The following is a 13,864-nucleotide window of genomic DNA, read 5'->3' on the forward strand; positions in this document are numbered from 1 at the left end:
TGCCAAGGAGAAACACGTGAGTAAGCCATTGGTCGTCGCGATCGACGGACCGTCCGGCTCCGGCAAATCGAGCACTTCGCGAGGAGTCGCCACCCAGCTCGGCTTGGCGTACCTCGACACCGGCGCGATGTACCGGGCCATGACCTGGGCACTGCTGGAACGAGGCGCCGACCTCGACGATGCGCCGGCCATGGCGCAGGCTGCGGCGCAGGTCAAGCTCGGCTGGACGACCGACGCGGCCGATCCGGCGATCTTCGCCGATGACGTCGACGTCTCCGAGCCGATCCGGAGCGTCCAGGTCACCTCGGCCGTCAGCAAGGTCGCCGCGGTGGCCGAGATCCGGGCCCAACTGGTCGAGTTGCAGCGAGCCGCGATCGACGGCAGCGATGGAATCGTCGTCGAAGGGCGCGACATCGGCTCGGTCGTCGCGCCGGACGCGCAGGTCAAGATCTACCTCGTCGCGGATCCGGCCGCGCGAGCCGAACGGCGAGCAGCCGAGACCGGTGACGTTGACACCGCTGCCATGCAGGCGGCGCTGGCCAGGCGCGATCAGATCGACTCGACGCGTGCTGCGTCGCCGCTGTCGATGCCCGATGACGCGGTACTCGTCGACGGCACTCACCTGACGTTGGACGAGGTCATCGCGCACATCGTCGGAATTGTCGCTGCTTCGCGATGAGTGTCGCAACCAACCACGGGGCGGGGATTCCCGAGAGGGGCCTCCGCTTCGCTCGTGGACGCACACAGGGGTACTTCTACCGCAAGTGGGAGATCCACGAACGCGGTCAGCGATTCGTGCCAGCTGAAGGGCCCGTGATCCTCGCGAGCAATCACATCGGCTGGCTCGACGGCCCATTGCTCGTGGCGACGGCTCCGCGTCCGCTCCATGCGATGGCCAAGGAAGAGGAGTTTGTCGGCAAGACCGGTCGTCTGCTGCGTTTCGTCGGCCAGATCAAGGTCGCCCGCAACCGGACGGACTCCGGCGCGGTGCGGCAGGCGCTGCGGGCGCTGGCCGCCGATCAGGCGGTGCTGCTGTACCCCGAAGGCACCCGAGGCGATGGTGAGTTCAGGAATTTCAAGGGCGGCGTGACCTATTTGGCACTCGTGACCGGAGCGCCGGTCGTCCCCGTCGCGATCTTCGGTACGCGTGAGGCAGGGGAGAGTTCTCAGGCCCGTCCACCGCGTGGAAGGCGCCTCGATATCGTCTACGGCGAGTCGATCCAGTTCCCGATGCAAGCTTGGCCGCGAGATCGTGGGATGATGGAAGACGCAGGTGAGCAGATTCGTGATCACCTGCGTGCCCATGTCTCCCGGGCCAAGACCGCGTTGAAGCGCGACTTGCCCGGCCCCTTGCCGACAGGAAGCTCCGATGGTTGACGTTGTACCCGTTCTCGCTGTGATCGGGCGTCCCAACGTCGGTAAATCGACCTTGGTCAACCGCATCATCGGGCGCCGCGAGGCAGTCGTCGAAGACGTCCCCGGCGTGACCCGTGACCGGGTGTCGTACGACGCGGTGTGGAACGGGCGTGCTTTCACGGTCGTCGACACCGGTGGCTGGGACCCGGACGCACGCGGGCTCGCCGAGCGCATCGCCGCTCAGGCCGAGATCGCGATCCAGGTCGCTGATGCCGTGCTGTTCGTCGTTGATGCGACCGTCGGCATCACCGACGTCGACGAGAAGGTCGTCCGCCTGCTGCGTGAGGCCAAGAAGCCCGTCGTCCTGGCGGCCAACAAGGTTGATGACCAGCGCACCGAGGCGGAAGCTGCCGGGCTCTGGAACCTCGGGCTCGGTGAGCCGTTCCCCGTCTCGGCGCTGCACGGTCGAGGCAGCGGCGACATGCTCGATGCTGTCATCGACGCGCTGCCCGATCCGCCGCCCGAAGACTTCGACGCCCCTCAGGGACCGCGTCGCGTCGCGATCGTCGGCAAGCCCAATGTCGGCAAATCGAGCCTGCTCAACCGGCTCGCCGGCGAAGAGCGCGTTGTCGTCGACGATGCATCGGGCACGACGGTCGACCCGGTCGACGAGATCGTCCAACTCGGTGGCCGTACCTGGAACTTCATCGACACCGCCGGTATCCGCCGCCGGGTGCGTGATGCCTCCGGCCACGAGTACTACGCGAGCCTGCGTACCAGCTCGGCGATCGACCGGGCCGAGGTCGCAGTCGTGATCATCGACGGCAGCGTGCCGCTGACTGAGCAGGACACCCGCATCATCAGCTCGGTTGCCGACGCCGGGCGTGCGCTGATCATCGCGTTCAACAAATGGGATCTTGTCGACGAGGAGCGTCGCTACTATCTCGAACGCGAGATGGAGCGCGAGCTCGTCCAGGTGCCGTGGGCGCCGACGATCAACATCACGGCTCGCACCGGCTGGCACGTCGATCGCCTCGTGCGCGCATTGGACGCCGCGCTGGAGGGTTGGGAGACACGAGTGCCCACGGGAATGCTCAACGCGTTCCTGGGCCGTCTGGTCGCCGAGCACCCGCACCCCGTCCGTGGCGGCAAGCAGTCCAAGATCCTGTTCGGCACGCAGGCCTCCACGGCTCCGCCGACCTTCGTCCTGTTCACCTCGGGCAAGCTCGAAGCGTCCTATATGCGCTTCATCGAGCGTCGGCTACGCGAAGAGTTCGGCTTCGTCGGCACCCCGATCCACCTGCAGCAGCGACCGCGCAAGAAGCGCGAACGCCGCTGAACCGAGGTCACCGACCGAGGCTCTCCCCGGTGGCGGTCAGCCAGATCGCCTACGGTAAAGTTCCTCTTCGGTACCAATCGGGCTGTAGCGCAGCTTGGTAGCGCACCTGACTGGGGGTCAGGGGGTCGCAGGTTCAAATCCTGTCAGCCCGACAGAAAAGCCCCGATGAGAAGCCATTTTCATCGGGGCTTTGTCATGTTCGTCTGCTCTGCGGCTGATGCGAGGTGTCGGTCGTCAGGGTGCAGGTATCCGCGGGCGGTCTCAACGGAGGCGTGGCCGAGGATGTCCTTCTGCGCGACAGCGGGCTGATGGCTGGTGCGACGTCGGGGTGTTCGTCTACTGCGGCATCGACGATGTCCAGAGCCACCTCATCTACGACGTCGAAGGTGATCACCACGCATCCCAATGTGAGGCCGGCCTTCGCCAGGCCCGCGACATCGCTATCCATTTCCAGTTTCCGGGAAGGGCGCCTCGAACTACGAAAGCTGACCATCTGGAAGCTCAAGCACGCATGCAGCGAAAGGAGTGACCGTGCTAACAGCATGCGCTACCGACGTTGCCGCGTAGCTATGCCGTCAACGCGCTGGACTGTGCACATGTGCTGTGGTGACGGCGCTATTGGCCAGTTGCAGCAGCCCAGTCTCGGGTCACCTCGTCAATCGCGTGGGCCTCGAGATGCGAACCGAGCGCGAGGGCCGAGAGTTGTTCCAGCCGACGACGCGTCTGGTCGCTCTCAGGCGTCATTATCGTCAGTCGGTGACCCGTTTCGGCGATTTGAGTTGAGACGAAGCTCAAGCTGAGCTGGCCGACCAAAGGGCTGTCGAGGTGCTTCACGTCGTAGTGCTGGAGGAGCACATCATGCCGCTTCCAGAGCTGCGCGAACTCTTCGGATTGGTCGAGCAGCCGGTCGATCACGAAGGCGGTCTCCGGGCCGTTTGCTGCTGTGCTTGCAGCGGCGCGCATCCTTGCCACCATCCTGGATGCCACCAGGTCGGCGTCGACATAGCGGTCGCGCCAGGATGGGTCGGTGAAGAACTTCACTGCACAATTTCGATCTGCGGCCGGGATGGCATCCATGTCCGTGAAAAGGTGCCGATACGTCTGGTTGTAGGCGACGACGCTGAACAACGGCGTTTGCACGCACGCGGGATAGGGATCGAGCTTGTCGAGCACCGGTTGGAAGGCGGCGAGCAGAACAGGATCGCAGGCGACAGTCTGAGGCTCTGATGGTTGCATTCCTGCGAGTCGCAGCAGATGCTGCGACTCCTCATCGTTCAGGCGGAGAGCACGGCTAATGGCCGTGAGCACCTGCATGCTGGCGTTAATCGTGCGACCTTGCTCGAGCCAGGTGTACCACGTCACCCCGACACCCGCGAGGACGGCGGCTTCCTCACGGCGAAGCCCAGGAGTGCGGCGACGACCGGTAGATGGCAACCCCACCTGCTCGGGAGACAGTCGCTCTCGCCGACTACGCAGGAAATCTCCGAGCTCTCGGCGCGCGATCACGGAACTGGTATCGGTCACTGTTCCATGCTGAGGCATAGTGTCGGACTTATCCAGGTTCAGTCAGTACCTCCATAACCAGGCTTCTGGTACCAGGATCAGTGGACGATCACGATCGAAGGGTGAGTACTGCATCTTCATCTTCTCGCGCCGGTTCCGTTCCCGCTGCTTCGTCTTCCTCACCGCCGAGCAGCTTGGGGCGAGGCGGGCTGTTCGCCACCCTCGCCGCTCTGTTCCTCTCCGTCGTGAGTTTCGCAGCGACAGGGATCGCCGTGCCCGACATCGGCGCCTCGCTACAGGCGACGGCGGCCGAGCAGTCCCTTGTCGTCTCTATCTACGCGCTCGGATTCGCCGTCCCACTCGTACTTTGCGGACGACTCGGGGATCTCTACGGCCGCAGGCGCCTGTTCCTGATCGGCATGGCCGGTTTCACGCTGTTCTCGCTCATGGCCACGTTCGCGCCGACGATGGCTGTCCTGATCGCCGCGCGTGCGCTCACGGGCCTCTCAGCGGCCGTGATGGTCCCGCAAGTGCTTGCCACGATCACGGCCTCGACCCAGGGACGCGAGCGTGCCCGAGCCGTCGCCTGGTTCGGAGCGACAGCGGGTGGCGCGACGGCGGTCGGGCAAGTTCTCGGCGGCATCCTCCTGTCGCTCCCGTTATTCGGCGCTGGATGGCGCACCGTCTTCGCCGCAAGCGTCGTGATGGGGGCCTTGTCCTTCTGCGCTGCGCTGCGCTGGGTGCCTCCCACCAGCGCGCCCGGCCACCGCTCTCTCGACCTGCTCGGCACGACACTGCTGGGAGCCGCACTGCTCTCCCTGCTCGTCCCGTTCTCGCAAGGCGCCAGGCTCGGCTGGCCGATCTGGTGCTGGACACTGCTGATCCTGGCTCCGGCACTCTTCGCCGCCTTCTGGAGGTGGCAGCACCGCGTTCACCGCAGTGAGAAGGCTCCGCTGGTGCCGCCCCCGCTGTTCGGCCTTCGGTCCTACCGCGTCGGCATTCTCATGGCGTTGATGCTTCAGTCCGCCTACGGCGCGTTCACCTTCGTCTACGCCCTCACCGCGCAGACCGGCCTCGGCTGGCCGCCGATGCAGACTGCGCTTATTCTGCTGCCTTTCGCGCTCTGCTTCTTCGGTGTCTCAGTCTGGTCCGGCAAGCTGGCGACCAGGTTCGGCTTCCGCCGACTCCTCATCGCCGGCGGCTTCATTCAGGCCGTCGTGCTGGCGGTCACCGCCGCCTCCGTACTCCTACAGCGTCCCGAACTGAGCTCTTGGACCTTCGCGGCACTGCTGATCGGTGTCGGCGTCGGGCAGGCACTCATGTTCGGCCCCCTCGTCGGCGCCATGGTCGCAGACGTTCCTCCGACCATCGCCGGGGCCGCGTCCGGCGTCTTGCAAACGGCGCAGCAGGCGTCCATGGGTCTGGGAGTCGCGATCGCGGGCGGCGTCCTCTCTTCCGCCGTCAGCGACGCCGCGACGCCCATTGCGGGCACATACACCATCGCGCTCGCCATCTGCATGCTCGTGCAGGCCGCGTTCGCGGTCACCTTCGCGCTCTGCGCCGTCGCCCTTCCTCGGCGGTAGCGAAGGGCAAGGGTCGGGAACTATCGCAATGCACTTTCACGAAGGTTCGGCAAGTGAGAGCGCAATACTCCCGGCCCGGCGCGAGCCGGCTGCAGCCAGCCGCTTAACGTGCCGTGACATTAGCAACTGCGACAGCGGCGCATGAAGCACCTGTATCGGCCTTTCCTCGCAAGGACGACGGTGTTGCGCTGCCCAGTCCTTCCGTCTGCGCACGACTGCGTGATGCTGCTCGTCGTCCGTGAGGGTCAGCGTTCCTCTCGAGCGAGTTCGAGCAGCAGCCCATCCGCCTCGGAGACGCTGTGCTCCTTGGGGGCGAACACGCTGTGCGGCTGCGTGCCAGAGAGATCGATCACCATCACGACGATTTGCCTCGACACGGACTACCTGGTCGACCAGATCTTCTGGCAGCACACGCCCCTGCCGTCCGATCGTCTCCATGCCCGGCAGTTCGCCAAGACGATCTATGCCGACCCGGCTCAGATTGTCAGGCTGGGCGAAAGCCGCGCCGCATTATTAACGCCGTGGTTGGACGAACTCGTTACTTTGAGCGGTGGCAGTCCGGACGCCGCGCACTTCTTCGAATGCAAGCGCTGCTGTTCTCGGTGCTCGATGTACTGGCCCCCTTCGTCAAGGCGACCCCCATACGGTTATCGGCCAGCCCGCATGCACGGGCTGAGGGGGGACCAAAAGGGGACCAGAATCATGCAAACCATACATTTCGTGACGTGCTCTGCATGATCTGAACCGTCTGGACGCCTGGGGGTCAAGGGGTCGTAGGTTCCAATCGTGTCAGCCCGACAATGTGATCTCGCAAGAGATCGAAGACACCTGGACCTGCAGAAGCGGGTTCAGGTGTTGGGTAGAACAGGGATCCCCCTGGCCGCATCAGAACCGTGGGATGCCGCGGAGCGAGAGAGTATGCGAGTGGGGTTGGCCCAAGCCGGGCTTCGATGGCTCTAGTCTGGTTCCGCAGCCACCGACGGAGGACGACATGACTGTCACAGCAACACTCGATCTGCGGTTCAAACCCGAGCTCCTGGACGACGCTCGCATCGTCGTGCGACGAGTTCTGGAAGAGACCCGCGCTTTCGACGGAAATCTCGGGGTCGACGTCCTCGTCGACGTGGACGATCCGGCCCACGGGATCGCGTATGAGACGTGGGAGTCGCTGGAGCACGACGCCGCCTACCGTGAGTTCCGTGCCGGTGCCGGCGCGATCACCGATCTCGGACCTTTGCTGGCAGCCGCACCCGTGCTCACCTGGTTCACCATCGACCCGGCCATCTGACGCGCTGCGGGGATCAGCGTGAACTGTGATCGCGCTGGGCCGCCACATAGGCCCGGGGCGTGCTGCCCGTGGTCTGTCTGAAAGCCCGCACGAAGGCGCTGGTGGTCTGGTAGCCGACTTGATGGGCGACCGCCGTCGCCGACTGGCCGTCGGCGATCAGCAGCACTGCGGCACGTACCCGGGCTTGCAGGCGCCATCGGGTGAAGGTCATCCCGGTCTGCGAGGCGAAGAGCCGGTCCAGGGTGCGTCCGGACACTCCCACCTCGCGTCCCCAATGCTCGGTGGTCCGGTTGTCCGCCGGATCGTTGGCGACTGCCACGGACACGGCGCGGGCCCGTGGATCGGATGGGGTGGGTAACACGATCTCGGAACCGACCATGGGCCGCAGCAGGCTTATCGCAGCCCGCTCAGGGTCATGGCGCTCGGCAGGGCTCAGCGTGGAGTTTCGCAGGTGGATCAGCAGCTCTCGGATGGCCGGTGGCATTCCGACGAGGGTTGGTTGTGACCACGGCGACGGGAAGGTTGTCGGGTCCACGAGAGTGAAGTAGTGCCGAGACCCTTCTCCGGCGAACCCGGCATGCCGGGTGCCGGCCGGGATCCACAAGCCCGCCGTCGGAGGCAGCGTCCAGACAGCGCCGTCGGTCTCGGCAGTTCGTACTCCCGTGAATCCCCACAACAGCTCGTGACGCCTGTGGGTGTGCCACCCGATCTGACGGGGGCGGGGCTCGACGAGATGTCTCGTGATCAGCGCGGCGGGGGATGTGGTGACGCTCACACAGCCTTCAATCGATGTCGGGATCGGGACATAAACTGTCACATTACCCCATGTTAATGAGGTGAGCCTTACCTATACTCTGGGCGAGGCCGGGGCGGTCCTGCCCGATGGCCCCCAACACGTCTCCACGCGCCGACCTACTGGCGCTCAGTTCTTGAGGATCACGCATGTTTCCCGCACCCTTTGCCGCGCGTCCTGTTCGGCGGCTCGCTCTGATCTCGGTCGGTGTGCTCGCCGCGCTCACCCTTGCCGCCTGTTCCTCCGATGGTGGCGGCTCGGAACAGAAGGGGAGCTCGGGCCACGAGGTCAAGCACGCCCGAGGAACCACCGACGTCCCCGACTCGCCCAAGCGAGTTGTCGTCCTCGAACCGGTCCAGCTCGACACAGCGGTGGCACTCGGCGTCACTCCGGTCGGCGCAGCTGTTGCCAGCGTCGAAACCGGCATTCCCGGCTATCTGGGCGACGCCGCCCAGGAGATCACTCACGTCGGCACCGTCACCGAACCGTCGCTGGAGCTGATCGCCAAGCAGAAGCCGGACCTGATCATCGGCACCGAGTCGCGTCACTCCAAGCTCTATCAGCAGCTCAGCGATATCGCGCCCACGGTCTTCATGGCCACGCAGGAAGACCCGTGGCAGGACAATGTCGCATTGGTCGGCGAGGCGCTGAATCAGCCCGAGGAAGCCGCAGCCTTGTTGGACGACTACAACGATCGGTGTGCCGCGATCGCCAAGGAACACCAGGTCGACGGCTCCACGGCTCAGCTGTTGCGACCGCGTGACGAGACCGTGCTGAGCATCTACGGCCCGACATCATTTGCCGGAAGCGCCCTGGAGTGCGTCGGTTTCAAGATCCCCGACCGTGACTGGAAAGGTTCGATCTCGGTCGACATCTCGCCCGAGCGAGTCATGGACGCCGTCGGCGACGTCGTCTTCGTGACCAGCAACGATCCGGACGACAAGAGCACCTTGCCCGCACCGGTACGCGCCAACGCCGAGGCGTTCCCCGACCCGCACCTGGTCGACTTCTCCTACTGGGTCGCCGGGGTCGGGCCGCTCGGAGGCAAAGCCGTGCTCGACGACATCGAGGCGATCCTGAGCAATGCCCGCTGAGCAAAGTTGATGTCATCGGCCGCACTGACCGCCGAGACCGCCGAGACCGCCGAGACCGCCGGCGCCGCCGTCGGACCGCGCCCGGTTTCGCGCAATCGCCTGACCTGGCTGCTCGGTCTGACGGTGGCGCTCGGGGTCGTCGTGCTGCTCTCGCTGGCAGTGGGCTCCAAGCCGCTGGGTATCGGCGAGGTGTTTGCGGCGGTCACCGGGGGAGGGAACACTGAAACGCGGTATGTCGTGTTGGACCTACGGGTTCCGCGAACCCTGGCCGGCATCGTGGTGGGCATGGCCCTGGGGGTCTCCGGTGCCCTGATGCAGGCCTTCACGCGCAATCCGTTGGCCGATCCCGGCATCCTCGGCGTCAATGCCGGAGCAGCGTTCTTCGTGTCGCTGGGCGTGGCTTTCCTCGGCGTGCGCTCGGTGACCGGATATGTCTGGCTGGCGTTCATCGGTGCGCTGGTGGTGACGGTCGCGGTCTATCTGATCGGCTTTTCAGGTCGCGGACCTGCCGACCCCGTGCGCCTCACCCTCGCCGGTGTCGCGATCGGGGCAGTGCTCTCGGGCATCACTACGGCGCTGAGCTTGAGCAACCCTGCCACGTTCGAGTCGATGCGCGGTTGGCACGCCGGAACCATTTTGGGACGGGGATACGACGTCCTGCTTCCGGTGCTGCCCCTGATCGCGATCGGGCTGATGGTGGCGGTTCTGGTCGCCCCCGGCTTGAACTCGGTCGCGCTCGGTGGCGACGTCGCACGGAGTCAGGGTGTCAACGTCGCTCGCACTCGACTGTTGGTGGTGATCGCCGTGACCCTGTTGGCCGGCTGCGCGACCGCGGKCGCGGGACCGATCACGTTCATCGGCCTGATGGTTCCGCATGCCGTGCGCTGGGTGACCGGCCCCGACCAGCGGGCGATCATGCTGGGCACCTTGCTGGTGGCGCCGATCCTTCTTCTGGTTTCGGACATCGTCGGGCGGCTTCTGGTGATACCCGGCGAGATGCCGGTCGGCGTGGTGACGGCCTTCGTCGGCGCTCCAGTGCTGATCGTGTTGATCCGCCGGCGGGAGGTGAGCGCGCTGTGAGCGTCCAGATTCCGGTGGCCTTCGGCTACCGACGTCGGGTCATCGGCGTCGGCGGAACGAAGGTCGTGCTGCGGCTGCGCAGCGTGTTGGTCGGGATGGTCCTGGTTGTCGCATTGTGCGCGATTGCGGTCGTTTCGATGATGACGGGTGATTTCCCGCTCACATCTCGTGAGGTGGTCGAGGTCTTCCTGGGGGTCGAGGACGGTCTCAATCCGACCGTCGTGTTGTCGTGGCGGCTTCCGAGGGTGCTGGCCGCCGTAGTTCTGGGGGCGGCGTTGGCGGTCTCGGGAGCGATCTTCCAGACGTTGACCCGCAATCCGCTGGCAAGTCCCGACATCATCGGACTCTCACACGGTGCGTTCACCGGGATGCTGCTGACAGTCCTGCTGGTCGGCAGCTCTTGGCTCCAGGTCACGATCGGCTCGGTTGCCGGCGGCGCGGCTGCGGCGGCCCTGATCTACCTGCTTGCCTACCGCAACGGGGTTCAGGGGTTCCGATTCATCGTGGTCGGCATCGCGATCTCCTCGATGCTTGCTTCTGCCAACACCTGGATGCTGTTGCAGATCGAGGTCGACACGGCGATGTTCGCTTCTGCCTGGGGCGCGGGCAGCTTGAACGGCGTCACCAATGGCCAGATGATCGGGGCCGGCGCGTGTGTGGCCGTCCTCTTCGTCGCCTGCGGCGCCCTGATGCCGCGCTTATGTCAGCTCGACCTCGGTCACGATGTCGCGGCAGCGCTCGGGATGCCGGTCGGTCGGGTCCAGGGCATGGCCGTGCTGGTCGGGGTCGCCTTGGTGTGCGTGGCGACCGCAGTCGTCGGCCCGGTCGCGTTCATCGCGTTGGCCGCGCCGCAGATCGCGCGACGTCTGGCGGCTACGCCTTACCTGCCCTTGACCTTGACTGCCCTGGTCGGCGGACTGCTTCTGCTGGTTGCGGATTTCGTGGCCCAGCATCTGCTGCCGGTCAGTCTTCCGGCCGGTGTGGTGACGGTCGTGATCGGGGGCATGTTCCTGGTGTGGATGATCGTGCATGAGATCCGGAGGCAAAGATGAGGTGGAGCGTGAATGATGTGCCGATGTCGCAGGGTCCAGCGGACGGAAACCGGCTTCGCGCGGTCGACGTCGAGCTGGGCTACGACCGCCGCACGATCAGCACGGGGCTCAGTGTCGACGTCCCGGATGGCTCGTTCACTGTCATCATCGGGCCCAATGCGTGCGGCAAATCGACGCTGTTACGTGGCTTGGCCAATGTGCTCGCACCGCGGGCGGGGCAGGTGCTCCTGGACGGCCAGGAGATCGGAAGCCATCGACCCAAGGAAGTCGCTCGGCGGCTCGGGCTGTTGCCGCAGAAGGCGACGGCCCCAGATGGCATCACGGTTGCGGATCTGGTGGCTCGCGGTCGGTATCCGCACCAGAACCTGTTGCGCCAGTGGAGCCCCGACGACGAGTCGGCGGTGGCGGATGCTCTCGCTGTGACCCAGACGACAGAGCTTTCGGCGCGCATGGTCGATGAGCTCTCAGGCGGTCAGCAGCAGCGGGTCTGGGTCGCGATGGTGCTCGCTCAGCAGACACCGATCGTCTTGCTCGATGAGCCTACGACCTACCTCGACATCGCCCATCAGATCGAGCTGATGGAGCTGTTCGCTCGACTCAACCGGGAGGGGCGGACCTTGGTTGCGGTTCTGCACGACTTGAACCAGGCGGCGCGGTACGCATCGCATCTCATCGTCATGAAGGACGGTGCGATCGTTGCCGAAGGCACCCCACAGGAGGTGATCACCTCCGAACGGATCGAGGGGGTGTTCGGACTTCGCAACGTGGTGATCGAAGACCCGGTCACCGGTGGACCACTTGTGGTCCCACTCGGCGCGCACGCAGCGGCGCTGGCCAGATCAGTATCCCTTTGAACGAAGGAGTTTCTATGTACGGCGAGGTTGTCTCGACGTCGCGTCTCACCCCGCAACTGGTGCGGGTCGTCCTCGGCGGCGAAGGACTTGCCGACTACGTGCCCGGCGATGCCACGGATCAGTATGTGAACTGTCTGTTCGAAGGCCAGGAGGCCCACGACGTCGAGGGTGAGCACCGGCCATTCCCGCGCCGGATCACGGTACGGCACTGGGATGGGCTCAGACGCCTGTTGACTCTGGACATCGCGGCCCACGGCGACGTCGGACATGCCGGTCGGTGGGCGCTGCGCGCGCAACCCGGCGACCGGCTCCAGATGCGCGGACCGGCCGGTACCTACGTGCCGCACGCCGACGCCGCGGCCTATCTGTTGGTTGGCGACGAGAGCGCCCTCCCGGCGATCGCTGCATCCGCAGAGGCGGTGCCCGCCGGTCGTCGAGTGGTCGTGATCGTGGAGGTCGAAGATGCCGAGGGGGAGTTGGAGCTCACGTCGCCAGGCGAGCTGGAGGTTCACTGGGTGCACCGGTCCGGCCGCGCCGATGAGCTCGACTCACTACTCGCCGCGGCCGTCGCCTCGCTGCCGGTCTTCGAAGGCGTGGTCAGCGCATTCGTGCACGGAGAGGCCGTGGAGACCCGGGCGGTCCGCCGACAGTTGCTCAGCTCAGGTGTGGTCGATCAGGAGCATCTGTCCTGCTCGCCGTATTGGCGCCGCGGCTACGACGACGAACAGTGGCGCACGATCAAGGGTGCCTGGAACCGGGAAGTCGCCGAGGACGTTGTCGATCCATGACAGCTGCGCGCTCGGATATCGTGATCGTCTCCGGCGATCTCGACTCCATCGAGCAGAAACGCCAATACGAGCGCTACTACGCGGCGATCGCGGACAAGGCCACAGGACGGATCGCACCGAACGTCACGACCTACACGCTGCGTCCCGAGATCGGCCACGGCTCGATCGAGGTGACGCGGTTGCGAGGCGGAGTGCGGATGGTCCGCTACGACGTGACCTTCCTGGCCGATCACCGGTTGGGGTATCGCTTCTCCGCGGATCGGTTCGAGTTGGAGGTCTGTCTCGACGGTCGACTGCGCATCGCTGAGGAAACTGCTGGGCAAGGCGATCTCGGACGGTTCTCCTCGTCGCTGACACCTCCCCGCCCGACGCAGGGAATGCTGACCCACCCCGCTGGTCAGCTCTATCGAGGTGTTTCCCTGACCGGCAGCCGTGACGCGCTGTGGCCGTATCTGGGCAGCGTCGACACCGATACGTTCGCGTCCTCACTTGCTCGGCTCGATTCTTCCGGAGGCGATGATCTCTACCTGGGGCGGGGAGCGCAGCTTCACGGCGTGCCGAGCGTCCTGGCGGATCTGTTCGGAATGCGCGCGGAGACTGCCGGCAAGACCTTGTTGATGGAATCGCGGGTCATGGCGGCTCTCGCCCTCCTCGTCGACGCACCATCAGGCACGACCGACAGCAGCCTTGCGGACCACGAGATCGACGCTCTGCGCACAGTCCCACTGATCCTGTGGCAGGAGCGGCACGAGCTGCCGACGATCGCCGAGTTGGCGCACCTGCTGTCGATGAGTCCGAAGCGTCTGGCCAACGGGTTCAAAGTCCTTTTCGGGGCACCGCCCATCGAGTATCACCGCCGACAGTGCCTGGATCGCGCTGCTGATCTACTCGTCGACACGGAGTGGACGGTCGGGCGGATCGGTGCCGAGGTCGGGTACTCCGCAGCGAGCAACTTCGTCTACGCGTTCCGCCGACGCCTCGGGTGTACTCCGGCCGAGTACCGGCGTACGCACGGCCGCTAGACAGGCCGCTCTCTCCACACAGGGGAGCGTCTTTCTCCACACCGCGCGCGCGGTTCCGGCGAAAGGATCGGTACGGGTCGCATTTCGGCGGTCCCGCACCGATGACGTGGGA

14 protein-coding genes and 1 tRNA gene are annotated in these 13,864 nt (G+C 65.5%); 12 read left to right on the forward strand and 3 right to left on the reverse strand.

All coding sequences use genetic code 11. The annotated features are described in order from the left end of the window. Nucleotides 1-16 precede the first annotated feature (16 nt). The 4 genes from cmk (at nt 17) to ACXJKC_RS12670 (ending at nt 2,847) form a co-directional block, all read left to right on the forward strand. Nucleotides 17-679 (forward strand): (d)CMP kinase, encoded by a 663-nt coding sequence (gene cmk, locus ACXJKC_RS12655; RefSeq protein ID WP_456697084.1) that lies wholly within the window; start codon nt 17-19, stop codon nt 677-679. Then, nucleotides 676-1,377: a lysophospholipid acyltransferase family protein gene (locus ACXJKC_RS12660; RefSeq protein ID WP_456697085.1), complete on the forward strand. Its 702-nt coding sequence runs from the start codon at nt 676-678 to the stop codon at nt 1,375-1,377. The genes cmk and ACXJKC_RS12660 overlap by 4 nt, the downstream gene beginning before the upstream one ends. Next, on the forward strand, nt 1,370-2,695 hold the full coding sequence (gene der, locus ACXJKC_RS12665; RefSeq protein WP_456697086.1) for a ribosome biogenesis GTPase Der: 1,326 nt from the start codon (nt 1,370-1,372) through the stop codon (nt 2,693-2,695). Before ACXJKC_RS12660 ends, der begins: the two co-directional genes overlap by 8 nt. 78 nt (nt 2,696-2,773) lie before the next feature. Then, a tRNA-Pro gene (locus tag ACXJKC_RS12670) sits at nt 2,774-2,847 on the forward strand. A 463-nt stretch (nt 2,848-3,310) separates the two neighbouring features. Here ACXJKC_RS12670 and ACXJKC_RS12675 read toward each other — a convergent pair. Next, the gene (locus ACXJKC_RS12675; protein WP_456697087.1) at nt 3,311-4,237 is read right to left on the reverse strand and encodes a helix-turn-helix transcriptional regulator; all 927 of its coding nucleotides are present in this window, start codon (nt 4,235-4,237) and stop codon (nt 3,311-3,313) included. An 83-nt stretch (nt 4,238-4,320) separates the two neighbouring features. Here ACXJKC_RS12675 and ACXJKC_RS12680 point away from each other — a divergent pair, with 83 nt between their 5' ends. Continuing rightward, on the forward strand, nt 4,321-5,781 hold the full coding sequence (locus ACXJKC_RS12680; protein WP_456697088.1) for an MFS transporter: 1,461 nt from the start codon (nt 4,321-4,323) through the stop codon (nt 5,779-5,781). Nucleotides 5,782-6,026: 245 nt separating this feature from the next. Here ACXJKC_RS12680 and ACXJKC_RS12685 read toward each other — a convergent pair whose 3' ends face one another. Further along, the gene (locus tag ACXJKC_RS12685; RefSeq protein WP_456697089.1) at nt 6,027-6,158 is read right to left on the reverse strand and encodes a hypothetical protein; all 132 of its coding nucleotides are present in this window, start codon (nt 6,156-6,158) and stop codon (nt 6,027-6,029) included. Nucleotides 6,159-6,772: 614 nt separating this feature from the next. Here ACXJKC_RS12685 and ACXJKC_RS12690 point away from each other — a divergent pair. Continuing rightward, complete coding sequence (locus ACXJKC_RS12690; protein ID WP_456697090.1) at nt 6,773-7,069, forward strand: putative quinol monooxygenase; 297 nt, start codon at nt 6,773-6,775, stop codon at nt 7,067-7,069. Between the two features lie 13 nt (nt 7,070-7,082). Here the strand turns inward: ACXJKC_RS12690 and ACXJKC_RS12695 are convergent, their stop codons facing one another. Further along, nucleotides 7,083-7,844: a helix-turn-helix domain-containing protein gene (locus ACXJKC_RS12695; protein WP_456697091.1), complete on the reverse strand. Its 762-nt coding sequence runs from the start codon at nt 7,842-7,844 to the stop codon at nt 7,083-7,085. Between the two features lie 167 nt (nt 7,845-8,011). On the opposite strand from ACXJKC_RS12695, the gene ACXJKC_RS12700 reads away from it, so the two are divergent. The 6 genes from ACXJKC_RS12700 to ACXJKC_RS12725 are packed head-to-tail and all read left to right on the forward strand — an operon-like array spanning nt 8,012 to nt 13,752. Then, entirely contained in the window at nt 8,012-8,956 is a 945-nt protein-coding gene (locus tag ACXJKC_RS12700; RefSeq protein ID WP_456697092.1) for an ABC transporter substrate-binding protein, read from the forward strand. Nucleotides 8,957-8,965: 9 nt separating this feature from the next. Next, on the forward strand, nt 8,966-10,036 hold the full coding sequence (locus ACXJKC_RS12705; protein WP_456697093.1) for an iron chelate uptake ABC transporter family permease subunit: 1,071 nt from the start codon (nt 8,966-8,968) through the stop codon (nt 10,034-10,036). After that, the gene (locus ACXJKC_RS12710) at nt 10,033-11,088 is read left to right on the forward strand and encodes a FecCD family ABC transporter permease (RefSeq protein WP_456697094.1); all 1,056 of its coding nucleotides are present in this window, start codon (nt 10,033-10,035) and stop codon (nt 11,086-11,088) included. Before ACXJKC_RS12705 ends, ACXJKC_RS12710 begins: the two co-directional genes overlap by 4 nt. A gap of 23 nt (nt 11,089-11,111) precedes the next feature. Then, nucleotides 11,112-11,942, forward strand: a complete 831-nt coding sequence (locus tag ACXJKC_RS12715) for an ABC transporter ATP-binding protein (protein WP_456697095.1) — start codon at nt 11,112-11,114, stop codon at nt 11,940-11,942. Between the two features lie 14 nt (nt 11,943-11,956). Beyond that, entirely contained in the window at nt 11,957-12,730 is a 774-nt protein-coding gene (locus tag ACXJKC_RS12720) for a siderophore-interacting protein (protein ID WP_456697096.1), read from the forward strand. Then, nucleotides 12,727-13,752, forward strand: a complete 1,026-nt coding sequence (locus tag ACXJKC_RS12725) for a helix-turn-helix domain-containing protein (protein ID WP_456697097.1) — start codon at nt 12,727-12,729, stop codon at nt 13,750-13,752. Before ACXJKC_RS12720 ends, ACXJKC_RS12725 begins: the two co-directional genes overlap by 4 nt. Nucleotides 13,753-13,864 lie beyond the last annotated feature (112 nt).

The organism is Aeromicrobium sp. P5_D10 (genome assembly GCF_054049535.1).